Genomic DNA, 22,829 nt, shown 5'->3' with positions numbered 1-22,829 from the left:
CGGTCCTGCCATGATCAGGATAGCTGTCGACGCCATGGGCGGGGATTTCGGCCCGTCTGTCACCGTACCGGCCAGTCTGGCCTTTCTGCAGGCTCACCCCGAGGCCGCAATTTTGCTGGTGGGTCAGCCGGCAGCCCTGTCCGGGCAGACGCAGTTCTCCCGGCTCCAGGCCCATCCGCGTTGCCAGGTGGTCGCCGCCTCTGAAGTGGTGGCCATGGATGACCCGATTGAGGTCGCTCTGCGCCGCAAAAAAGATTCGTCCATGCGCGTGGCCATCACGCAGGTGAAAGAGGGCGCAGCCCTGGCGGCCGTTTCTGCCGGTAATACCGGTGCGTTGATGGCAATCGCCCGTTACCTGCTCAAGACCCTGGAAGGGATTGATAGGCCGGCGATTGCTGCGCTGATGCCCAACGCCAAGGGCGAGGCCACCACTGTGCTGGACCTGGGCGCTAATGTGGACTGCACGCCCGAACACCTGCTGCAGTTTGCGGTCATGGGTTCGGCGCTGGTTTCGGTGCTCAAACACAACGATACCCCTTCGGTGGGCTTGCTCAATATTGGTGAAGAGGTCATCAAAGGCAACGATATCATCAAAAAAGCAGGCGAATTGCTGCGATCTGCCGGTAATTCTGGAGATCTGAATTTTTTCGGAAATGTCGAGGGAAACGATATCTTCAAGGGAACAACAGATATCGTGGTTTGTGACGGCTTTGTGGGGAATGTGGCGCTAAAAACCAGTGAAGGTTTGGCGACGATGATTGTCGGATTCCTCAAGGCAGAATTTTCGCGCAACATCTTCACCAAAACCGCTGCCATCATGGCCTATCCGGTTCTAAGTGCGCTTAAAAATCGCATGGATTACCGGCGTTACAACGGTGCGGCCTTGCTGGGGCTTCGCGGCCTGGTATTCAAGAGCCACGGATCCGCTGATGCCTTCGCTTTCGAGCAGGCCTTGAATCGGGCTTATGATGCAGCTCGCAACAATTTGCTGGACAAGGTGAGAGAGCGCATCGCCCACGCGGCGCCGCTGCTGGCAACCGCAGAGGCGGCAACGGCAGAAGTGCCCGCCGCTTTGGCGCCCGTCGAACTTGCCGCTCCTACTGCCGCACACTGAGTTATTTCATGAGTCCCTATTCACGTATCACCGGTACGGGCAGCTACCTGCCGCCGCGCCGCCTGAGCAATGCCGAACTGGCTGCCGAGCTGGCGACGCAAGGTGTTGAAACGTCTGACGACTGGATTGTCGAGCGCACCGGTATCCGGGCTCGCCACTTTGCCGAGCCTGGTGTCTGCAGCAGCGACCTGGGGGTCGAAGCCGCCAAAAACGCCCTGCAGGCCGCCGGACTCCAGCCCGCTGATATCGACTTGATCATTGTGGCCACGTCAACACCCGACATGGTGTTTCCTTCGGCAGCCTGCATCTTGCAGAACAAACTTGGCATCGCCGGCTGCCCGGCGTTTGACGTACAGGCGGTTTGCAGCGGCTTTGTCTATGCATTGACCATCGCCGACGCCATGATCAAGACCGGTTCGGCCAGCAAGGCGCTGGTCATAGGCGCCGAAGTGTTTTCGCGCATTCTCGATTTTTCAGACCGCACCACCTGCGTGCTGTTTGGCGACGGCGCCGGTGCCGTGGTGCTGGAGGCGTCAGAGACCCCCGGCATTCTGGCCAGCGACCTGCATGCGGATGGCAAACACGTCGGTATTCTGTGTGTGCCGGGCACCGTGTCCGGTGGCAAGGTGCTCGGCGACCCGCTGCTCAAGATGGACGGGCAGGCCGTTTTCAAGCTCGCGGTAGGTGTTCTCGAAGATGCGGCGCGCGCGACCCTGGCCAAGGCCGGTTTGCAGGAGAGCGACATTGACTGGCTGATTCCCCACCAGGCCAACATTCGCATCATGCAGGGCACCGCGAAGAAGCTGAAGATGTCGATGGACAAGCTGATCGTCACGGTGGACCAGCATGGCAATACCTCCGCCGCGTCCATCCCGCTTGCGCTCGACGTGGCGGTGCGTAGCGGCAAGATCAAAAAAGGGGAGACGCTGATGCTCGAAGGTGTGGGCGGCGGCTTCACCTGGGGCGCGGTACTCCTGAATCTATAGCAACTTGCGTCCGTCCCATAAGGGCCAGAGGCTGTTTTCATCGATAATTTTATGAAACCTTTTGCTTTTGTTTTTCCCGGACAGGGGTCGCAGGCAGTGGGCATGCTCGACGCCTGGGGTGACCACCCGGCTGTGCTAGAGGCCATGCGCGAAGCCTCTGACGCACTCGGTGAGGATTTGGCCCAACTGATCAACCAGGGCCCGAAAGAGGCGCTGGGTCTGACCACCAACACGCAGCCAGTGATGCTGGTGGCCGGCGTGGCGACTTACCGCGCCTGGATGGCCGAGACCGGTGTTGCGCCGGCGGTGGTCGCCGGGCACTCTCTGGGTGAATATTCCGCGCTGGTCGCGTCCGGTGTGCTGAGCCTGACGCAGGCCGCGCCGCTCGTGCGTTTTCGTGCCCAGGCCATGCAGGACGCGGTTCCCGTGGGCATGGGCGCCATGGCGGCGATTCTGGGGATGGACGCCTCCGGTGTCATTGAAGGCTGTGCCGAGGCCGTACGCAGCTTTGGCCTGGGCACCGCTGAAGTGGTCGAAGCCGTCAATTTCAACGACCCGATGCAGACAGTGATCGCTGGCAGCAAGGCCGCCGTGGAAAAAGCCTGTGAAGTGCTCAAGGCCAAGGGCGCCAAGCGCGCCTTGCCGTTGCCCGTGTCGGCGCCGTTTCACTCCAGCCTCATGAAGCCCGCCGCCGACAAATTGAAGGAGAAACTCGCAGCAACCGCTTTTGCGGTACCGCAGATTCCCGTGATCAACAACATTGAAGTTGCGGTCGAAACCGATCCCGACCGCATTCGTGCGGCCTTGCACGAGCAGGCCTTCGGCCCGGTGCGATGGGTCGAGTGCGTGCAGGCCATCAAGGCGCGCGGTATCGCCACCATCGTCGAATGTGGTCCGGGCAAGGTGCTGGCCGGCATGGTCAAGCGTATCGATGCTGAGCTGACAGGGGTGGCGATGTTCGATCCCACCAGTCTGGCGCAAACCAGGGAGATGCTCGAATGAGTGATATCAAATTTGAAGGACAGCTTGCGCTGGTTACCGGCGCCTCGCGCGGCATCGGCGCTGCTATCGCACTCGAACTGGCGCAACGCGGCCTGAAAGTGGTCGGCACTGCCACCACCGACGACGGCGCCGCAAAAATCAGCCAGGCACTTGCGGCCTTTCCTGGTTGCGCCGGAAAAAATCTCAATGTGAACGATGCGGCCGCGGCGGAAGCGCTGATTGACAGCATCGTCAAGGAGCATGGCGGCCTGCAGGTGTTGGTCAACAATGCCGGCATCACGCGCGACATGCTGGCCATGCGCCTCAAGGACGAAGACTGGGACGCGGTGCTGGACACCAACCTGAAAGCGGTGTTCCGCATGAGCCGCGCCGTGATGCGCACCATGATGAAACAGCGTTATGGCCGCATCATCAGCATCACTTCCGTGGTCGGTGCGTCAGGCAATGCAGGTCAGGCCAACTATGCGGCGGCCAAGGCCGGCGTGGCCGGGATGACGCGTGCGCTGGCGCGCGAACTCGGCAGCCGCAACATCACGGTCAACTGTGTGGCTCCGGGGTTTATCGAAACCGACATGACCGCCGGTCTGCCCGAAGAACAGCAGAAAGCCTTGCTCGGCCAGATTCCGCTGGGCCATCTGGGCAAACCGCAGGATATTGCACATGCGGTAGCCTTTTTGGCGAGCCCGCAGGCGGGCTACATCACGGGGCAGGAACTTCACGTCAACGGCGGGATGTATATGTAAACCATCCGGCGGCTGCCGGCATGCCTCGCGTCACCAGCATCATGAATAATGGTGACGCATGCAGCCTGCAGGCACCGGACCACAAGCCGGGTTTTATCCGTCCGGCTGGCGGGTTAGGGAATCAACCCCAACAACGCTAAAATCACGGATTAATTCACAACCCTCAGAGGGAACTATGAGCGATATCGAAGCACGTGTTAAGAAAATCATTGCCGAGCAACTTGGCGTGGAAGAAGGCCAGGTCACCAACGAAAAAGCCTTTGTGGCCGATCTGGGCGCTGACTCGCTTGACACCGTAGAACTGGTCATGGCTCTGGAAGACGAGTTTGGCATCGAGATCCCCGACGAAGATGCGGAAAAGATCACCACGGTCCAGAACGCGATTGACTACGCGAACACCCATCAAAAAGCCTAAAGACTCCGGTCTTTTTTCAGCCCGCTCGAAAGACCTTTCCCGGTCTTTCGGGACTTTCTTCAGGATTTGCGCATGAGCCGTCGTCGCGTTGTTGTGACAGGTCTGGGGTGTGTCAGCCCGGTGGGTAACACCGTCGCCGACTCCTGGGCCAACCTGCTGGCCGGAACGCCCGGCATTGACCTGATCAAGCAATTTGATGCGAGCGGCCTGGCCTGCAAGTTCGCGGGTGAGGTCAAGGGTTTCAATATCGTGGATTACATCCCCGAAAAAGAAGCGCGGCACATGGACCGATTCATCCACCTGGGTTTAGCTGCCGCCTGCCAGGCAATTGCCGACAGCGGACTGCCGACGGGCGACGCGCTCGGTGATGAACTGGCGACGCGTATTGGCTGCAATATTGGCTCGGGCATCGGCGGTTTGCCGATGATCGAGCAGACGCACACCGAGCTGACCAATCGTGGCCCGCGCCGCATTTCGCCGTTCTTTGTGCCGGCCTCGATCATCAACATGATCTCGGGCCATGTATCGATCAAGTTCGGGTTCAAGGGTCCCAACGTAGCCGTGGTGACGGCATGCACCACCGGCCTGCATGCGATCGGACTGTCGGCGCGCATGATCGAATATGGCGACTGTGATGTCATGGTTGCAGGGGGTGCCGAGGCGACGGTGTCGCCCCTGGGCGTGGGCGGCTTTGCGGCAGCCCGTGCATTGTCGACCCGCAACGAAGACCCGAAGACGGCCTCGCGTCCCTGGGACAAGGACCGTGATGGCTTTGTGCTCGGGGAGGGCAGCGGTGTGGTGGTGCTCGAGGAGTACGAACACGCCAAGGCGCGCGGCGCAAAGATTTATGCGGAGGTGTCGGGCTTCGGAATGAGTGCCGACGCGTACCACATGACCGCGCCCGACGTCGACGGCCCGCGCCGCTCCATGGTTATGGCCCTGAAGAATGCGGGTGTGAATGCGGACGAGATCCAGTACCTCAATGCCCACGGCACGTCCACGCCGCTCGGTGACCTCAATGAAACCAATGCCATCAAGGCGGCTTTTGGCAACCATGCCAAGCGCATGGTGGTCAGTTCCACCAAGTCCATGACCGGCCATTTGCTTGGGGGCGCCGGAGGGATTGAATCTGTCTTTACGGTGCTGGCCCTGCACCATCAGAAAATTCCGCCGACCATCAATATATTCAACCAGGACCCTGAATGCGACCTGGACTTCTGCGCGAACACGGCGCGTGACGCCAAAATAGACGTGGCTGTGAAAAACAACTTCGGTTTTGGCGGCACCAACGGGACGCTGGTGTTCAAGCGGGCCTGATGTTTTTTCACTATTTGCCTGGCTGCACCTCCAATCCCAGTTGCGTACTGTCTTGACCATGCATAGCGCCCCGCCGGTTACTTACCCGATGGGGCGTTCGCATTTTCAGGGCCTCGCTTTGTTGGCCCTCTGGGTGGCCGGGGCGACTGCGCTGGTCTTATGGTGGCGGATTGCACAGAGCGTTGACTGGCGCTTGTGGGTCATGCTGGCAGGGGTGTTGGCTTTTGGTCTTGCCGCTGGGCGGGGCTGGAAGAACTCGCCAGTTGGCCATTTGCGCTGGGACGGTCAGGACTGGTGCTGGGAAAGCCAGGGCTACCGGTCGGGCATGCCGGCGCGCCACCTCACGGTTGCGCTGGACCTCCAGCGCTCCCTGCTGCTTCGGCTGGAGAACCATGACCATGCCACCTTGTGGCTCTGGGCCAGCCGGTCTGCCATGCCTGAGCGCTGGCTGGATTTGCGCTGTGCTGTCCACTCGCGGCGCCGCCCGTCCGCGTCCGACGGAGCAACGATGCCGGCGGATATTCTGGCCGGCGTCGTTGTTGCAGCGGATTTTTCAGCAGAGCCACCTCGGCGAGCCGCGCCATGAGCACGGTGGACGAAGGTTTGCAGGAGCCCGCCAGGGCCAGTGACAGCGATGCGATGCTGGTCGAACGCGCCGTTGCGGGTGACCAGAAAGCTTTTGAGTTGCTGGTTATCAAGTACCAGCGCCGCATCCAGCGCCTGATCGGCCGCATGGTACGTGATGTGGACCTCGTCGAGGACATCGCCCAGGAAACCTTTATCCGCGCTTACCGTGCGCTCGCCCAGTTCCGCGGCGAGGCCCAGTTCTACACCTGGCTGTACCGGATTGCCGTGAACACCGCCAAGAAGGCCTTGATGGAACTCAAACGGGATCCGACGGTCTCCGAGAATTCCTTTAAATCCGGCCAAAGCGATGAAAGCGATGAAACTTCCCCGCTGGAAAACGAACTAACGAGTTCCGAGACGCCCGAAGCTGTGTTGGCAGGTAAGGAAATTGCGCAAATGGTCAACGCGGCCATGGAGGCTTTGCCTGAAGAGTTGCGGCAGGCGATCACTTTGCGGGAAATTGAAGGTTTGAGCTATGAAGAGATTTCTGAAGCGATGAACTGCCCGATTGGCACTGTGCGTTCCCGTATTTTCCGCGCGCGGGAAGCGATTTCAGCGCGAATCAAGCCCTTGCTGGAAAACCAGTCCGGTAAGCGCTGGTAGCGGCCGGCGCATTGCAAGAGTGAACACAGGAACAACGTTTGAAAAGTACCACCCAGCCGCTGCAAGCCCGAGCAATTGACTGAAACCGGCAGTACAAGCTGCCCTGGACACCATGACATCGACGACAACGCAACCTCGTGAATTGATATCTGCCCTGGCTGATGGCCAGTTGGCGGGCGACGATTTTGCCTGTGCGGTAGCGATGTGCGAGCTTGATGCGCAGGCGCTGGACAGCTGGAATGTCTACCATTTTGTCGGAGACGTGTTGCGTTCACCGGAATTGACCGCGCGTGCGGCAGATACCGCTTTTGTCGCGCGGCTGCGTGAACGCCTGAGTCAGGAGCCGGCGTTTGCCGCGGCGCCCGTTGCGTTGGGCGAGCCGATGCCGGCGGGCCGTGTGTTGGCTGTTCGGGGGGGAGATGAAGCGGCCAACGATGCCCTCTTTCCCTGGAAGCTTGTGGCGGGGTTCGCATCTGTCACGGCCGTGGCGGCCATTGCCTGGAATGCCGGAACTGGTCTTCTTTCGACATCGGCCGCGCCGCAACTCGCGCGCTCTGAGCCAGCTACCCAGCAGGTGCTGGTGGTGTCGGGGCAGGGCACGGTGGTGCGCGATGCGCGGCTGCAAGAGCTGCTGGCTGACCACAAGCAGTTCGGGGGGGCATCGGCCTTGCAGGTGCCCTCGGGTTTCCTGCGTAATGCCACGTTTGAATTGCCCCAGGGCGAGCGTCGTTGATGTGGCGCGGCCCGCAATGACATGCCGGTTCCTTTCATGAGGCTCAAGCTTTTCCGCCTTTTCGCTTTGATGGGTTTTGCGCTGGCTGCCGCCGGTGGCGCGGCGGCCCAGTCGCCTGCAACCGCGACGCCTGGAGTATCTGCGGAGCCCAGGAACATCAACGACTGGCTGATGCGCATGCACGAGGCTTCCAGGAACCGCGCCTATGTGGGTACCTTTGTGGTGTCTTCCGGCGGTGTGATGTCCAGCGCAAGGATCTGGCACGTTTGTGATGGAACGCAGCAACTTGAGAAAGTTGAAACACTGACCGGCGCACCGCGTACCGTATTCCGGCACAACGACAAAGTCGTAACCTTCCTGCCGGACCAGAAGGTGGTGCGCACGGAGAAGCAGGAGTCGCTGGGCCTTTTCCCTCAGCTGCTTAAATCCACCGACAGCCATATCGCCGACTTTTATACGGTCCGGCAGGAGGGCAGCGAGCGTGTGGCGGGTCTGGAGTCCGATATCGTCGCCCTGATTCCCCGGGACACGATGCGCTTTGGCTACCGTGTGTGGGCGGAGCAGAAGAAGGGCATGGTCATCAAGCTCCAGACTCTGGATGCAGACGGCAAGGTGCTCGAACAAGCAGCTTTTTCGGAGCTGCAGCTGGATGCCCCGGTCAAACTCGACAAGCTGGCGCAAATGATGACCAAGGTCGATGGCTACAGGGTGGAAAAATCCGGCCCTGTCAAAACCACGGCCAGCGCAGAAGGGTGGGTGCTGAAAACACCGGTGCCCGGCTTTCAGTCCATGGGGTGCCACAAACGTCCGTTGGCTGGCCGGGCCAGAAGCGATCCCATGCAATGGGTTTTTTCAGACGGATTGGCGTCGGTGTCGATTTTTGTCGAGTCTTTTGATGCACAGCGCCACCTCAAGGAGTCCAGGATGTCCCTGGGTGCCACGCAATCGCTGACCCGGCGGGTCGATGCTTACTGGCTGACGGTGATGGGCGAGGTGCCCATGACCACCTTGGGCTTGTTTGCCGATGGCCTTGAACGCAGGAAATAGTGCCCCATCTCGGCAGTATTTCGCATTTGCAGGTGGGCCAGCCGGGTGTCCGGCTTCAGCCATCTGCAGGCCACCGATGCCAGATTTTCCGTGCATTTCCCGTTCCTCTTTTCACGTAATTTTTTCAAAGGCTGATGATGCGTACATTGAATTGGAAACAAAGTCGTTCTTACCTCGCAGCGGGCATGCTGGCGCTGGGCGCCACGCTGACCCTGATGCCCGTCGAGCCGGCTGTTGCCCAGGTGCGAGGACTGCCGGACTTTACCGAACTGGTGGAAGCGGTGGGGCCCTCCGTTGTCAACATCCGGACGCTGGAAAAAGTCAAGGCAGGTGCAGCGGGCAGTGCCGACGAGCAGATGCTGGAGTTTTTCCGGCGTTTCGGCATTCCGGTTCCGCCCAACATGCCGCGGGCGCCGCGACCTGACGGTGGCCAGCCGGACGAAGATCAGCCGCGCGGCGTAGGGTCGGGCTTTATCCTGACGGCCGATGGACTGGTCATGACCAACGCCCACGTCGTCGAGGGGGCCGACGAGGTATTGGTGACGCTGACGGACAAGCGCGAGTTCAAGGCCAAGATCATCGGCACCGACAAGCGCACCGATGTGGCGGTGGTCAAGATTGAAGCCACAGGATTGCCGGCTGTGAAAATCGGTGACATCACGCGCCTGAAGGTGGGTGAATGGGTGATGGCGATTGGCTCGCCTTTTGGCCTGGAAAATACCGTGACGGCCGGCATCGTGAGTGCCAAGCAGCGAGATACGGGCGACTACCTGCCTTTCATCCAGACTGACGTGGCCATCAACCCCGGAAATTCAGGTGGCCCCCTCCTCAATATGCGCGGCGAGGTCGTGGGTATCAACAGCCAGATCTACTCGCGCTCCGGCGGCTTCCAGGGCATCTCGTTTGCCATCCCAATCGACGAAGCCACACGCGTGGCAGACCAGCTGCGCAGCACTGGCCGCGTCACACGTGGAAAAATCGGTGTGCAGATCGACCAGGTTAGCAAGGACGTGGCGGAATCCATTGGACTGGGCAAGCCGCAAGGTGCGCTGGTTCGCGGTGTCGAGGCCGGATCCCCCGCGGAAAAAGGTGGTATCGAAGCGGGCGACATCATCACCAAATTTGAAGGCAAGGCGATCGACAGGGCGACCGACCTGCCACGGATGGTGGGCAACGTGAAGCCCGGTACCAAAACGGCCATCACGGTGTTCCGGCGCGGTACTGCCCGTGACCTTAACGTGACGATTGCCGAGGTCGAGGAAGAAAAGACGGTGCGCAGGACCCGGGCACCCGAAAGCAAGCCGCCGGTTGCCGGTCCCGCGCAGGCGATAGGCCTGATGGTCAGCGAGTTGCCCGAAGCGCTAAAGAAAGAGCTCAAGATCAAAGGCGGCGTCAAGGTGGATGCGAGCGAAGGCTCTGCCGCCCGAGCCGGATTGCGCGAAGGAGACATTATTCTTGCCATTGCCAATACGGAGGTCGCCAACGTCAAGGATTTTGAAGCGGTCCTGGCCCGCATCGACAAGAGCAAGGTAGTCAATGTGTTGTTCCGGCGCAGCGACATTGCGCAATATGCGCTGATCCGCCCGGCGCGCTGACGGCTGCGTGGGCGTGGCTCTCTTGCGTCCGTTGCCCCCTGAAACTCTCATACCGGGGGATTTTGGGGATTTTCTCCAACTGCTGCCGCTTGGGTGCTTACAAAAAATATTTTTCAATGCCACGGTTCAAATATGTTTGTGATCGCTAACATTTAACTCTGTCTAAGGACGAGTTTAGGTAGAATGGAGGAAGCATTCCGGAGCATTCGGATATATCAAGCGTTTAAAAATTTGCCCTGTTGCCTGAATTGGCACGATTCATTGCTGATCCACAGATCACCCACAAGTTGTCCATAGGTCCTTAGTTAAAATTGTGAATAAGTTGTGGATAAAATTCATGTTGCTGCCTTGCAACGGGAAAAATTTGGCAATTTCGAGGCTATGCGTGGTCGGCTTTTTGCCTACAATGAAGCTTCCAACTATCGCAGTTGCCATAGATTGTTGGTTCAGGGCGCGTCACAAGTGACGCGCCCTTTTTTATGGCTTTCGCGAATTGACTGCGATGTCTTCGCAATACTTTCAAGCACTTAGGCGTCCCCTTTGATGAATCACATCAGAAATTTTTCGATCATTGCGCACATCGATCACGGCAAATCCACGCTGGCTGATCGCATCATCCAGCGTTGTGGCGGGCTGCAGGATCGCGAGATGAGTGCGCAGGTTCTGGACTCCATGGATTTGGAGAAGGAGCGTGGGATAACCATCAAGGCGCAGACCGCTGCGCTCAAATACAAGGCACTTGACGGCCAGATTTACAACCTCAACCTGATCGATACGCCTGGTCATGTGGACTTCTCCTATGAAGTGAGCCGTTCGCTGTCAGCCTGTGAAGGTGCGCTGCTCGTTGTTGATGCAAGCCAAGGCGTGGAGGCACAGACCGTCGCCAACTGCTACACCGCGCTCGACCTCGGTGTGACGGTGGTGCCGGTGCTCAACAAGATGGATTTGCCGCAAGCCGATCCGGAGAACGCCAAGCAGGAAATTGAAGACGTGATCGGCATCGATGCGACAGACGCGATCCCCTGCAGTGCCAAAACCGGCATGGGCATCGACGAAATCCTGGAGGCTGTGATCGCCAGGATGCCGCCACCCCAGGGCAATCCGGATGGACCCTTGCGCGCGATGATCGTGGACAGCTGGTACGACGCCTATGTGGGTGTGGTCATGCTGGTGCGCGTGGTGGACGGGCGGTTGATCAAAGGCGAGCGCATCAAGCTGATGGCCAGCGAGGCGACCTACAACGCCGAGCAGTTGGGTGTCTTCACGCCGCACACTGAGCCACGCCTGTCTCTGGAGGCTGGCGAGGTCGGTTTCATCATTGCCGGTATCAAGGAGCTGCAGGCGGCGCGGGTGGGCGACACCGTGACGTTGATCCGGTCGGGTACTGGGGGCGCAGCGGCAACCGCCACCGAGGCCTTGCCGGGTTTCAAGGAAATCCAGCCCCAGGTATTTGCCGGCCTGTACCCGACGGAAGCCAGCGAATACGATTCGTTGCGCGATGCCCTGGAAAAGCTCAAACTCAACGACGCCTCGCTGCATTACGAGCCAGAGGTCAGCCAGGCGCTGGGCTTTGGCTTTCGCTGTGGTTTTCTGGGCCTGCTGCACATGGAAATCGTTCAGCAGCGGCTGGAGCGCGAGTTCGACCAGGACCTGATCACCACTGCGCCCAGCGTGGTCTATGAAGTGCTTCAGGCCGACGGTACGGTCATCAAGGTTGAAAACCCGTCGAAAATTCCCGACGCCGGCAAAGTCAACGAGATCCGCGAGCCCATTGTCACCGTGCATCTTTATATGCCGCAGGATTACGTGGGCGCCGTCATGACGCTGGCCAATCTCAAGCGCGGCGTGCAGCTCAACATGGCCTACCACGGCAAACAGGTCATGCTGACCTATGAAATGCCGCTGGGCGAGATCGTGCTGGACTTCTTCGACAAGCTCAAGTCCGTCTCGCGCGGTTATGCCTCCATGGATTACGAGTTCAAGGAGTTCCGGGCATCCGACGTGGTCAAGGTGGACATCCTGCTCAACGGAGAAAAGGTCGATGCCCTGTCCATCATTGTTCACCGCAGCCAGTCGGCCTACCGCGGCAGGGCGGTGGTGGCCAAAATGCGCGAGATCATTTCCCGCCAGCAGTTCGACGTCGCGATCCAGGCCGCTATTGGGGCCAATATCATCGCGCGTGAGACAATCAAGGCGTTGCGCAAGAACGTGATTGCCAAGTGTTACGGCGGCGATATTTCCCGCAAGCGCAAGCTCCTCGACAAACAAAAAGCGGGTAAAAAACGCATGAAACAAATCGGTTCGGTGGAAGTGCCCCAAGAGGCTTTCCTGGCCATCCTGCAGGTAGAAGAATAATGCTGGGGTTCATGAGTACGCTCACCGGGCTGGTGCTGATGCTGTTCGTCGGTTACGGCGGCGCCTGGTATCTGGGCATGGTGGAAGGCAACTTTTCCCTGCTGCTTTTCCTGGCGACTGTGGTCACAGGCCTTTACTGGCTGGCCGAGAAGTTTTACTTCTGGCCCCAACGCCGCAAGGCGGCGGAAATCATCGAGCAGGAGGCGGCCCGACGCCGCAGCGAACTGGCCTCCAGGGGCATCAGCCAGGTGGACGGCAACATCGAGGAGGCCAGGTCCCGGCTCCTCATGCAGCCCTGGTGGCTGGACTGGACCGCCGGGCTCTTCCCGGTCATTGTGGTGGTGTTTCTGCTGCGGTCTTTCCTGTTTGAACCGTTCAAAATACCCTCGGGTTCCATGATTCCGACCATGCTGGTGGGTGACCTGATTCTGGTCAACAAATTCCATTACGGCGTGCGCCTGCCGGTTATCAACCTCAAGATTGTTGACAACAACAGCCCGCAGCGCGGCGACGTGATGGTGTTTCGCTACCCGCCCCAGCCTAGCCTGGACTACATCAAGCGGGTGGTGGGGGTGCCGGGCGATGAAGTAGCCTACCTGAACAAAAAACTCAGCGTCAATGGCAAGCCTGTGCCCAAGGTGGCATTGCCTGATTTTTTTGACGAAGATGCCCTGCGTTATGCAAAACAGTTTCAGGAAACCAGTGGCAACAAGACCTACCGGATACTCAATGACGAGGACCGGCCGGCCTTTATTGCCGGAGCGGCTGACTTTTCCTACCGGCAAAATTGCCGTTACAGTAGCGAGGGCGTGGTGTGCAAGGTGCCCGAGGGCCACTATTTCATGATGGGCGACAACCGCGACAACTCGCTGGATTCCCGTTATTGGGGTTTTGTGCCTGAGGCCAATATCGTTGGCAAAGCCTTTTTTGTCTGGATGAATTTTGGTAATCTCAAGCGCATTGGCAAGGTTGACTGACGGGAACCCGGGCTGGCCATGTCGGCACGAGCGGGCCATTGGGCGCAATTAACTATCAAAAGCTGGGGAAACACATGAAAAATCGGCAACGCGGTATTTCTTTCATCGGCATTCTGTTTATAGGCGGGGTACTCGCTTTCACCGGCGTGATTGCGGCCCAGGTGTTTCCCACCTTGGTCGAGTTCCAGGCGATCTCCAAGGCTGCCCAAAAGGCATCAGAAGGCAATACCGTGCCTGAAGTGCGGCAGATTTTCGACAAAGCGGGCGCCATTGATGACATGAAGTCGATCGCCGGCAAAGATCTCGTCATCAGCAAAGACGGTGACAAGGTCATTGTCAGTTTTGCCTACAACAAGGAAATTCACATTGGCGGGCCGGCTTACCTGTTGCTCAAGTACACGGGCCGATCCAAATAAGTGCGTGCAAGTCCTCCACTGAGCCCTGACCTGCAGGCGCTGCAAGCGCGCCTGGAGCATGCGTTTTCAAACCCCCGCCTGCTTCAGCAGGCCTTGACCCACCGCAGCTTTTCGGCCGATCACAACGAGCGCGTCGAATTTCTCGGTGATTCCGTTTTGAACCTCGCAGTGGCCGGGTTGCTTTACGAGCGCCTGAGCGAACTGCCCGAAGGCGATCTGTCGCGGGTACGCGCCAACCTGGTCAAGCAGGACACCTTGCACAAGCTGGCCGTCCAGCTTGGCCTGCCGCAGCTCCTTCGCCTGGGCGAGGGTGAGGCTAAGTCGGGTGGCCAGAAGCGCCCGTCCATTCTGGCCGATGCGCTGGAGGCGGTGATAGGCGCCGTTTACCTCGACGCCGGGTTCGATCAGGCCGACCAGCTGGTGCGCCGGCTGTTCCAGGATGTCGAAATTAACCCGACGATGCAGGCTATTGGCAAAGACCCGAAGACCGAGTTGCAGGAATGGCTACAGGGCCGCAAAATGAACCTGCCCATTTACCGCGTGGTCGGCACGCAAGGCGCAGCGCACCAGCAGACCTTTGACGTGGAATGCGAAATCAGCGAGTACGGGCGGGCCGAGCGCGGCATTGGCGGGTCCCGGCGCGCCGGTGAGCAGGCAGCAGCGGCGGCCATGCTGGCCTACGTAAAAACGCTCGATTAAATTGAAACCGGCGCTGCAAGCGCAGCCGCCCACAGGCGACCATCATGACTCCCGCAAAAAAGACTCCCAAGAAACCGGCACGTCCGGCCGCACCTGCCGGCGCAGCCAAGGCAGAGGTGACTGTGCCCGCGCAGGATGCAGCGCTCGAGGCCATGCTGGCCAAGGCCATGAGCTCGCAGGCCAACAATGCGCCGCCGTCAGAAGGCCAGCGCTGCGGCCTCATTGCCATCGTCGGCAAGCCCAACGTCGGTAAATCGACCCTGCTCAATGCGCTGGTGGGCCAAAAAATCAGCATCACCTCGCGCAAGGCGCAGACCACCCGGCACCGCATCACTGGCATGCGCACTGTTGGTCCCACCCAGTATGTGTTTGTCGACACTCCAGGTTTCCAGACCCGGCACGGCAACGCGCTGAACCGTTCACTCAACAAGACGGTGGTTGGTGCCGTCAATGACGTGGACCTGATCGTGTTTGTGGTCGAGGCTGGGCAGTTCAACCAGGCCGACGCCAAGGTGCTGTCGCTGCTGCCGGCTGGCACGCCGGCAATCCTGTTGGCCAACAAGTTTGACCTGATCCACCGCCGCGCCGAGATTGCGCCCTGGCTCAAGGAAATGCAGGAGCGCCATAACTTCGCCGAGTTCGTGCCCATGTCGGCCAACAACGCCAAAGATGTCGAGCGGCTTTTCGGCATCTGCGAAAAATACCTGCCCGAGCAGCCCTGGATGTACGGTGCCGAAGAGCTCACCGACCGCAGCGAACGTTTCATGGCGGCCGAGATTGTGCGCGAAAAGCTGTTTCGCCTCACCGGCGACGAGCTGCCCTACACCTCCACGGTGATCATCGACAAGTTCGAGCAGGAGGGCGAGTTGCGCAGGATCGCCGCCACCATCGTCGTCGAGCGTGACGGCCACAAAGGCATGATCATTGGCGAAAAGGGTGAAAAGCTCAAGCGTATCGGCACCGAAGCCAGGCACGAACTCGAAGCGCTTACCGGTGGCAAGGTTTTCCTGGAAATCTGGGTCAAGGTGCGCTCCGGCTGGGCGGACGACGAAGCCCGCGTCAAAACCTTCGGGTATGAGTGATGTGGCCCCCACGGTCGTTCGCTCCGCGTAACTCCCTGCCCCCCGGGGGGGCCGCTGCGCCTGCGGGCCGGCAAAGCCGATGAACATTAGCCCCCACGGTCGCCCACTGCGTGTGGCTCCCTGCCCCCCGAGGGGGCGCTGCGCCTGCGGCCCGGCGAAGCCGGTTCCGCGGCCCCGGCCTGGATTCTTTTTCGGCGGTCGCGCGATGCGCTGCCGGTTTTCCGTCTGACACCTTCATCTTGGCCACCAAACGCATCAGTGATGAGCCGGCGTATGTCCTGCACCGCTACGACTGGAGCGAGTCCAGCCTGATCCTGGAAGTATTTACCCGCAGCTACGGCCGCATTGCGCTGGTGGCGCGTGGAGCCAAGAAGCCGAGCTCGAACTTCAGGCCCATTTTGTTGCCGCTGCAGCCGTTGCATATTGCCTTTGGTGGCGACGCCGAGATCCGCATGTTGCGAAGTGCCGAGTGGCAGGGCGGCCACGTCATGCCGACGGGTGATGCGCTGCTGTCGGGCTATTACCTGAATGAGCTGCTGATGCGCCTGCTGGCGCGTGACGACCCGCACCCGGTGCTGTTTGACGCCTACGCCGCTACCGTGCAGCTTCTGGCAAGCCAGAGCACCGACACATTGCAGGTGGCGCTGCGGGCTTTTGAGCTGCGCCTGCTGCGCGATATCGGCCTGCTGCCCACGCTTGACGCCCAGACCGCGACGCTGGCACCGCTGGCGCCGAACACCCACTACGTGCTGGTGGCCGAGGCCGGCCTGCGCGAAGCGCATGACGACGACCGTGCCAGCCTGCAGGGCCAGCACTGGCTGGACCTGCAGGACACGCTTGGTGAGGAGGCCCCGTTTACCGATACCGTACAGGCTTGCATCAACCATTTGCCTGAGCTCAAAACCCAGCTGCGCTCGCTGCTGCACTACCATTGCGATGTGAAGGTTCTCAAAACCCGGCAGATGATGATTGATCTGCAGGCCCTCTAGGGCCGGCCTGTTCACACTATTTATGCAAGATGCGTTGCGAGTCAAAAAGGCCATGCGCGAGGCGCAAAATGCAGCCGGGCTGAGGCCCGGCCAGGCTTTGCAACGCTGCGCATGGCTTTTTTGGCCGCAACCCGGAGGGAACGTGGTGAAAACAGCGCCACTCGTTGTTGCACTCCTAGCCCAGCCGCCCAGGCTGGGCGTCGTCGCGCGCCTGGATTGGCGCTGTTTTTACCACGTTCGCACTTGCTACATAGTGTGAACAGGACCTAAGGAATCCCGCCCGCCATGCCCCCTGTACACGCCCCCGCCCCCCACCATCGTACGGCCCTGTCGGTCAACGTGAACAAGATCGCCTTGTTGCGCAACACGCGCCACCTGGGCATTCCCGATGTGCTGCGCGCCGCGCAACTGTGCCTGGAGGCCGGCGCCCAAGGCATCACCGTGCACCCTCGGCCGGATGAGCGGCATATCCGCAGCGATGACGTGTACGAGCTGGCCGCGCTGATGAAAGACTGGCCCGACCGCGAATTCAATGTGGAGGGCAATCCTCTTCAGAACCTGATGGAGTTTGTGCACAACCTGTCGGCGCGCGGCCTGCCGCTGCACCAGTGCACCTTTGTGCCCGACAGCGAAGACCAGTTCACCAGCGACCATGGCTGGAGCTTCCCCCAGGATGCCGAGCGGCTGAAACCTCTGATTGAAGAAGTTCACAGCCGCGGCGTGCGCGTCAGCCTGTTCATGGACCCGCTGCCCGAGGCTATGGCGGCGGCCAAAGAGGTTGGCGCTGACCGCGTCGAGTTTTACACCGAGACCTATGCGCGCGCCTGGGGCACCGCCGAGCAAGACAAGTTCTTGCAGCCGTTTGCCCTTGCTGCACGGGCGGCAACGGCTATTAATTTAGGAGTGAATGCCGGCCACGACCTGAACCGCGACAACCTCGCCGATTTTCTGCGTGCGGTGCCCGGGGTGCTCGAAGTGTCGATAGGCCACGCACTGATTTCCGACGCGCTGGAGCTGGGCTATAGCGCCACGGTCAAGGACTACCTGCGCTGCATCGACGATGCGACCCCGCCAGCGTAACCCCCGATGTCCCCACACTTCCTCCTCTTTGCCAGCCAGGGCCGCGGGTCCGGCTTTGCCGGCCCGCAGGCGCAGCGGCCCCCCCGGGGGGCAGGGAGCGACACGCAGTGCGCGACCGTGGGGGCCACCTCCACATGATCTACGGCATAGGCACCGACATCTGCGACGTGCGCCGTGTGCGCGCCAGCTTCGAGCGCCATGGCGAGCGTTTCGCCCAAAAGATCCTGAGCGACGCAGAACTTGCCACCTGGAAAGCCCGCAGCGCCCGCTGGCCCGAGCGCGGCCTCCGCTACCTGGCTACACGTTTTTCCGCCAAGGAAGCCTTCAGCAAGGCGATCGGCCTTGGCATGCGTTTGCCCATGACCTGGCGCCACTGCGAAATTGCCAAGGCCGCCAGCGGCAAACCCGAAATCGTTTTACACGGCGCCCTGAAGGAGTGGTTCGAGGCGAAAGGCCTCACCGCCCACGTCACCGTGACCGACGAAACAGATTACGCCGCCAGCTTTGTGGTGGTCGAGCAAAACCCTTCCCCTTGAACCCGGCGCCAGCCGAATCCTTTTTATCCAGAGACAGAGTTCCATGACCCAACACGCCCCCCTGATCATCGATATTGCCGGCCAGACGCTGAGCAAAACCGACAAGCACCGCCTGCAGCACCCTTTGACGGGCGGCATCATCCTGTTTGCCCGCAACTGGGAAAACCGCGCGCAGCTCACCGCCCTGTGCCGCGACATCAAGAAAGTACGTGCTGACCTGTTGATCTGCGTGGACCACGAAGGCGGCCGGGTGCAGCGTTTCAAGACCGATGGCTTCACCCACCTGCCGCCCATGCGCGCGCTGGGTGAGTTGTGGCTCAAGGATGCCATGGCCGCTACCAATGCCGCTACCGCCTGCGGCTACGTGCTGGGCGCAGAGCTTCGCGCCTGCGGTGTTGATTTCAGCTTCACGCCGGTGCTGGACCTTGATTTTGGTGAAAGCAGCGTCATCGGCGACCGCGCTTTCGCACGCGACCCGCGCGTCGTTGGCCTGCTGGCCAAAAGCCTGATGCACGGCCTGCTGCAAAGCGGCATGGCCAATTGCGGCAAACATTTCCCCGGCCATGGTTTTGTCAAAGCTGACTCGCACACCGACATTCCCGTGGACAGGCGCAGCCTCAAAGCCATCCTGGCAGACGACGCCGCGCCCTATGAATGGCTCAATACCACGCTCACCAGCGTCATGCCCGCGCATGTGATCTATCCCAAGGTTGATGCGCGCCCGGCCGGCTTTTCAGAAAAATGGCTCACCTACATCCTGCGCGGCCAGCTGGGTTTTGGCGGCGCCATTTTCAGCGACGACTTGAGCATGGCCGGTGCGCGGCTGATCGACGGCAAGGAAGTCAGCTACACCGAAGCGGCCATCACCGCACTCAACGCCGGCTGCGACATGGTGCTACTGTGCAACCAGTCCATCGATGGCGGCAAGGCGGTTGACGAACTGCTAGACGGCATGACGCAGGCCCAGCTCCGGCAGCAATGGGAGGCACTGGAAGCCAGCGAAGGGCGCCGGCGTGACCTGCTTCCCGCCACCCCCGCCATTGCCTGGGACGATTTGATGCTGCACCCGGCTTACATGCACGCACTTGGCCTGGTGCCCTAATTTATTGGTGTTTTAAGGCTCCAGCCCTTTCGGTACGGGCGCTAGCAGCTACCAATTAGATAGCAGCCTGCGTTGCTTCACCGGCTCACAGGCCACGGCGCTTCGCCGCCAGCGGCCATGTGTGTCAGGTACAGGCGCAAGTCCAGCTCAAACTGGTGGTAGTCGGGCTCCATGTAAGTGCACAGTTGGTAAAACGCCTTGTCGTGGGTTTTTTCCTTCAGGTGCGCCAGCTCGTGCACCGTGATCATCCGCAAAAACTCTATAGGCACTTCCTTGAACAGGCTGGCCACGCGAATCTCCCGCTTCGACTTGAGCTTGCTGCCCTGCACGCGTGACACGGTGGTATGCGTTCCCAGCGCATGGGCAATCACCTGCAGCTTGCTGTCAAACGCCACCTTGCTCAGCGCGTCGGTGTTGCGCAGAAAGTTGCTTTTGATGTCCATCACGTAGTCATACAGCGCCTTGTCGGTGCGTATGTCATGCGCGCTGCGGTATTTTTTGAGCAGCATGGCGCCCAGGCGGTTCTGGGCGACCAGTTCCCGCACCTGGCTCTGCAGGGTGTCGGGGTAACCCGTCAGGTAATTCATGGTGGTGCGTGGAGCGCGCGATGCAAACGTTGATTTTAGTTCCTGCCTGATTCTTGCTAAGCTCAATGAATGAACCTGCCTGTCGCTCCAGAGCCTGCTACTTCGCCCGACGACCACATGCCGCCGCGCATCAACCTGGCGCTGCAGGGCGGCGGCTCGCACGGCGCTTTTACCTGGGGCGTGCTCGATGCGCTGTTAGCCGATGGCCGGCTGGACCTTGAAGGCATCAGCGGTACCAGCGCGGGCGCCATGAATGCCGTGGCCGTGGCCCACGGTTTTGCCCAGTCCCAGGGCAAGCCACGCGCCGCGCGGCATGACGCGGCCCGGCAGGCGCTCGACAGCTTCTGGAACGGCATTGTCGATATCGGGGCGCTGTCGTCCTCGCTCTCGCAGTCAGTCAGCAAGATGCAGCAGGCGCCATTCGGCATCCTTTTTGGCCTGATGGGCGGGGGCAACTGGTCCAGCAAGCTCTGGACCGACGCCATGACGCGTTACTGGTCTAACGCGCTTTCGCCCTACCAGCGCAACCCCTTTGACATCAACCCCCTGAAAGACTTCCTGGAAAAACAGGTTGACTTTGAACGCCTGGCCGCGACTGCCGGCCATGACACACCCAAAGTGTTTGTGGTGGCCACACGCGTCAGCAGCGGTAAGGCCGAAGTGTTTTCCGGCAAGCGGCTCACCGCCAGCGCTGTCATGGCCTCGGCCTGCCTGCCCATGGTGTTTCAGGCGGTGGAAATTGATGGCGATCACTTCTGGGACGGCGGCTACTCTGGCAACCCGGCCATTCACCCGCTGATCTATCGCTGTGAGAGCCGGGACATTGTTCTGGTGCAGATCAACCCCATCCAGCGCAAGGAGCTACCCAAAAAACCCGGCGAGATCATGGACCGCATGACCGAGATCACCTTCAACGCCGCGCTGATTGCAGAGATGCGTGCCATCGATTTCGTCAAGCGCCTGTTGGCCGAAGGCAAGCTTGACCCGTCGCACTACAAAGACGTGCTGATGCACCGCATCGACGGCGGCCAGGCGCTCGAAAAATTCACGGCCGCCAGCAAGGCATCCACCGACAAGAGCCTGATTCATTCGCTGCGCGATTTGGGCGTGTTGTGCGGCAAAGAATGGCTGGCCAAACGTTTCGAGTCGCTGGGCGTGAAAAGCACCGTCAACATCGCGCGTGACTACCTGGACGACCTGCGCATGCCGGTGGAAAAGGCGGAGCCGGCGCCGCCTGTGCTCGAGCCGGTGGTTGCTGATGCGCCGGAGCCGCCACCGACGTTTTTGCCGGGGGCGGGGCTGCTTTAGCCGGGAGTGGCGAGGATAGGCATCCTTGAGACTGTTGGGCTGAGCCTGGCCTGTCCTGAGCTCGTCGGAGGGTCGAAGCCTTTCACAAACTCTGGGAGGCTCGATATTGCTCCTTATTTGATAGCTTTTTGCGACCGCCGATATTGGGCAAGCGGCCGATTTGATGCATGGGCGCCCGCATTTTTCTTGCTGTAAGCCTATTTGTTGCGTTGTTTATGCGTAAAAACACGCGCTAGCCCTTTAAACACGGGCGCCAGAAGCTACTGAATCAATAGCAAATCAGACGGCCAATGCATCCAGCGGGGCTTGCCGTGCCGCCTGCGGCCACCTTCAGCACGTGGGTGTAAATCATGGTCGTGCTCACGTCAGAGTGGCCCGGCAACTCCTGCACCGTGCGAATGTCGGTGCCCGACTGCAACAAGTCGGTGGCAAAGCTGTGGCGCAGCGTGTGCACCGATACTAAAATTCCTCGACCCCGAACGAATGGGTATTGGCAGCTCTACAAGTCGAGCGGCTTTCACAAAAGGTTGAATATGGAACAGAGTAGCGTTGCCGTTGGAGCTTCACACGATCATCAGATTCAACCGTCATTGCCAGCGACGTTTGGGTTGGGAGAACGCGTTCGAAAAAAGTCGGGCGCCTCGTGGCAAGGCCATATCGTCGGCCGGTACAGCACGAAACTGACACCAGAGGGCTATGCCGTCGAGTCCGAAGCACATCCAGGCTCGGTGCAGATTTACCCGGTCGCAGCGCTTGAACGCGTGGCCTAACGCTTCAATCGAGTGGACGTCACCCGGCAAGCCGGGCGCCGCCTCTCATCTCAAACGTCATTAGGAGAATCCCATGTCGAACCTGCCCGTCGAAGGTGGTTGTCAATGCGGTTCGCTTCGCTACCGAATCACCGGCAGCCCTGTATTAACCGCGTTGTGTCATTGCACTATGTGTCGCCGCGCGAATGCGGCCCCCGCTGTGGCTTGGGCGATGTATCAAGAGTTACAGGTCGAGTTTGTGAGCGCCTCGCCAACATTCTATGAATCATCTCCTGGTGCAACCCGTGGCTTCTGTCCCCGCTGCGGAACGCAGATTAGCTTTTCCGCTGAGTACATACCTGGGCTCATCGACATAACGATCGGAAGCCTCGACGAGCCGGGCAAGGTCCCACCCCAGTTGCACTACTGGGAATCCAAGCGCTTGCCGTGGGCGCACTTTTCCGATCAGTTGCCTCGGTATCCTGAGTTCCCGCCAACAGAATAGGCGGCGGAGCAAAAATGACGGTTAACCCAGATCGACGCCGACTCGTGTAATCTCGCTTATGGGACTTCTCCTTTCAAAGGTTTCAGATTGACTTCAACACATCAATCTTGGCACTCGATGCCGTTTCCAGAAAGTGGGAAGTCCCTTCGTATTCCCATCGAGCGGACTCGCCCTGCCGAGCCGAGCCGAGCCGCTCATGTCAAACGCTGATATGGCTTCTCTCTGTCAATAGGCCACAGCGATTTCTCTGCACCTTTACAGA

Annotated in this window: 23 protein-coding genes and 1 pseudogene; 22 read left to right on the top strand and 2 right to left on the bottom strand. The window is 60.1% G+C overall.

Going from position 1 to position 22,829, the window contains the following annotated elements:
• The first annotated feature begins 10 nt into the window (after positions 1-10).
• The 20 genes from plsX (at position 11) to nagZ (ending at position 19,418) form a co-directional block, all read left to right on the top strand.
• Positions 11-1,114: a phosphate acyltransferase PlsX gene (plsX, locus tag ABI660_RS15455; protein WP_348069611.1), complete on the top strand. Its 1,104-nt coding sequence runs from the start codon at positions 11-13 to the stop codon at positions 1,112-1,114.
• A gap of 8 nt (positions 1,115-1,122) precedes the next feature.
• Positions 1,123-2,100 carry a beta-ketoacyl-ACP synthase III gene (locus ABI660_RS15450; RefSeq protein WP_348069609.1) on the top strand — a complete coding sequence of 326 codons (978 nt, stop codon included), beginning with the start codon at positions 1,123-1,125 and terminating at the stop codon, positions 2,098-2,100.
• Between the two features lie 51 nt (positions 2,101-2,151).
• Entirely contained in the window at positions 2,152-3,102 is a 951-nt protein-coding gene (fabD, locus tag ABI660_RS15445) for an ACP S-malonyltransferase (RefSeq protein ID WP_348069607.1), read from the top strand.
• Positions 3,099-3,845, top strand: coding sequence for a 3-oxoacyl-ACP reductase FabG (gene fabG / locus ABI660_RS15440; protein WP_348069605.1), 747 nt, complete (start codon positions 3,099-3,101; stop codon positions 3,843-3,845). The genes fabD and fabG overlap by 4 nt, the downstream gene beginning before the upstream one ends.
• Positions 3,846-4,020: 175 nt before the next feature.
• The gene (acpP, locus tag ABI660_RS15435; RefSeq protein WP_007873885.1) at positions 4,021-4,260 is read left to right on the top strand and encodes an acyl carrier protein; all 240 of its coding nucleotides are present in this window, start codon (positions 4,021-4,023) and stop codon (positions 4,258-4,260) included.
• Between the two features lie 72 nt (positions 4,261-4,332).
• The gene (gene fabF, locus ABI660_RS15430) at positions 4,333-5,577 is read left to right on the top strand and encodes a beta-ketoacyl-ACP synthase II (RefSeq protein WP_348069603.1); all 1,245 of its coding nucleotides are present in this window, start codon (positions 4,333-4,335) and stop codon (positions 5,575-5,577) included.
• Between the two features lie 58 nt (positions 5,578-5,635).
• Entirely contained in the window at positions 5,636-6,163 is a 528-nt protein-coding gene (locus ABI660_RS15425; RefSeq protein ID WP_348069601.1) for a hypothetical protein, read from the top strand.
• Positions 6,160-6,807: an RNA polymerase sigma factor RpoE gene (gene rpoE / locus ABI660_RS15420; RefSeq protein WP_348069599.1), complete on the top strand. Its 648-nt coding sequence runs from the start codon at positions 6,160-6,162 to the stop codon at positions 6,805-6,807. The genes ABI660_RS15425 and rpoE overlap by 4 nt, the downstream gene beginning before the upstream one ends.
• A gap of 112 nt (positions 6,808-6,919) precedes the next feature.
• On the top strand, positions 6,920-7,540 hold the full coding sequence (locus ABI660_RS15415) for a sigma-E factor negative regulatory protein (RefSeq protein ID WP_348069597.1): 621 nt from the start codon (positions 6,920-6,922) through the stop codon (positions 7,538-7,540).
• 36 nt (positions 7,541-7,576) lie between these two features.
• Positions 7,577-8,587, top strand: coding sequence for a MucB/RseB C-terminal domain-containing protein (locus tag ABI660_RS15410; protein WP_348069595.1), 1,011 nt, complete (start codon positions 7,577-7,579; stop codon positions 8,585-8,587).
• 137 nt (positions 8,588-8,724) lie between these two features.
• Positions 8,725-10,182, top strand: a complete 1,458-nt coding sequence (locus ABI660_RS15405) for a DegQ family serine endoprotease (protein ID WP_348069593.1) — start codon at positions 8,725-8,727, stop codon at positions 10,180-10,182.
• Between the two features lie 543 nt (positions 10,183-10,725).
• Positions 10,726-12,537, top strand: a complete 1,812-nt coding sequence (gene lepA, locus ABI660_RS15400) for a translation elongation factor 4 (RefSeq protein ID WP_348069591.1) — start codon at positions 10,726-10,728, stop codon at positions 12,535-12,537.
• Positions 12,537-13,514, top strand: a complete 978-nt coding sequence (gene lepB, locus ABI660_RS15395) for a signal peptidase I (protein ID WP_348069589.1) — start codon at positions 12,537-12,539, stop codon at positions 13,512-13,514. Before lepA ends, lepB begins: the two co-directional genes overlap by 1 nt.
• 74 nt (positions 13,515-13,588) lie before the next feature.
• Positions 13,589-13,930: a DUF4845 domain-containing protein gene (locus ABI660_RS15390; protein ID WP_348069587.1), complete on the top strand. Its 342-nt coding sequence runs from the start codon at positions 13,589-13,591 to the stop codon at positions 13,928-13,930.
• The gene (gene rnc, locus ABI660_RS15385) at positions 13,931-14,629 is read left to right on the top strand and encodes a ribonuclease III (RefSeq protein WP_348069585.1); all 699 of its coding nucleotides are present in this window, start codon (positions 13,931-13,933) and stop codon (positions 14,627-14,629) included.
• Positions 14,630-14,781: 152 nt separating this feature from the next.
• Positions 14,782-15,711, top strand: a complete 930-nt coding sequence (gene era, locus ABI660_RS15380; RefSeq protein ID WP_348069632.1) for a GTPase Era — start codon at positions 14,782-14,784, stop codon at positions 15,709-15,711.
• A 239-nt stretch (positions 15,712-15,950) separates the two neighbouring features.
• Positions 15,951-16,700: a DNA repair protein RecO gene (gene recO / locus ABI660_RS15375; RefSeq protein ID WP_348069583.1), complete on the top strand. Its 750-nt coding sequence runs from the start codon at positions 15,951-15,953 to the stop codon at positions 16,698-16,700.
• A 285-nt stretch (positions 16,701-16,985) separates the two neighbouring features.
• Positions 16,986-17,780, top strand: a complete 795-nt coding sequence (locus tag ABI660_RS15370; RefSeq protein ID WP_348069581.1) for a pyridoxine 5'-phosphate synthase — start codon at positions 16,986-16,988, stop codon at positions 17,778-17,780.
• A gap of 134 nt (positions 17,781-17,914) precedes the next feature.
• Entirely contained in the window at positions 17,915-18,316 is a 402-nt protein-coding gene (gene acpS / locus ABI660_RS15365; RefSeq protein ID WP_348069579.1) for a holo-ACP synthase, read from the top strand.
• A gap of 43 nt (positions 18,317-18,359) precedes the next feature.
• Positions 18,360-19,418 carry a beta-N-acetylhexosaminidase gene (gene nagZ / locus ABI660_RS15360; RefSeq protein ID WP_348069577.1) on the top strand — a complete coding sequence of 353 codons (1,059 nt, stop codon included), beginning with the start codon at positions 18,360-18,362 and terminating at the stop codon, positions 19,416-19,418.
• 77 nt (positions 19,419-19,495) lie between these two features.
• Here the strand turns inward: nagZ and ABI660_RS15355 are convergent, their stop codons facing one another.
• Positions 19,496-20,005, bottom strand: a complete 510-nt coding sequence (locus tag ABI660_RS15355; protein ID WP_348069575.1) for a YgjP-like metallopeptidase domain-containing protein — start codon at positions 20,003-20,005, stop codon at positions 19,496-19,498.
• Positions 20,006-20,074: 69 nt separating this feature from the next.
• Here ABI660_RS15355 and ABI660_RS15350 point away from each other — a divergent pair, with 69 nt between their 5' ends.
• The gene (locus tag ABI660_RS15350; protein WP_348069573.1) at positions 20,075-21,313 is read left to right on the top strand and encodes a patatin-like phospholipase family protein; all 1,239 of its coding nucleotides are present in this window, start codon (positions 20,075-20,077) and stop codon (positions 21,311-21,313) included.
• A gap of 268 nt (positions 21,314-21,581) precedes the next feature.
• Here ABI660_RS15350 and ABI660_RS15345 read toward each other — a convergent pair.
• Positions 21,582-21,770 (bottom strand): annotated as a pseudogene (locus tag ABI660_RS15345) (tyrosine-type recombinase/integrase); the annotation flags it as partial.
• Between ABI660_RS15345 and dfrB the strand changes: the two are divergent.
• On the top strand, positions 21,712-22,083 hold the full coding sequence (gene dfrB / locus ABI660_RS15340; RefSeq protein WP_348069630.1) for a trimethoprim-resistant dihydrofolate reductase DfrB: 372 nt from the start codon (positions 21,712-21,714) through the stop codon (positions 22,081-22,083). The pseudogene ABI660_RS15345 and the gene dfrB sit on opposite strands and share 59 nt — an antisense overlap.
• The last annotated feature ends 746 nt before the right edge of the window (positions 22,084-22,829 follow it).

This window comes from Polaromonas sp. (assembly GCF_039930745.1).
Taxonomy (GTDB): Bacteria; Pseudomonadota; Gammaproteobacteria; order Burkholderiales; family Burkholderiaceae_C; genus Polaromonas.
This window is presented reverse-complemented; position numbering and strand designations above follow the sequence as displayed.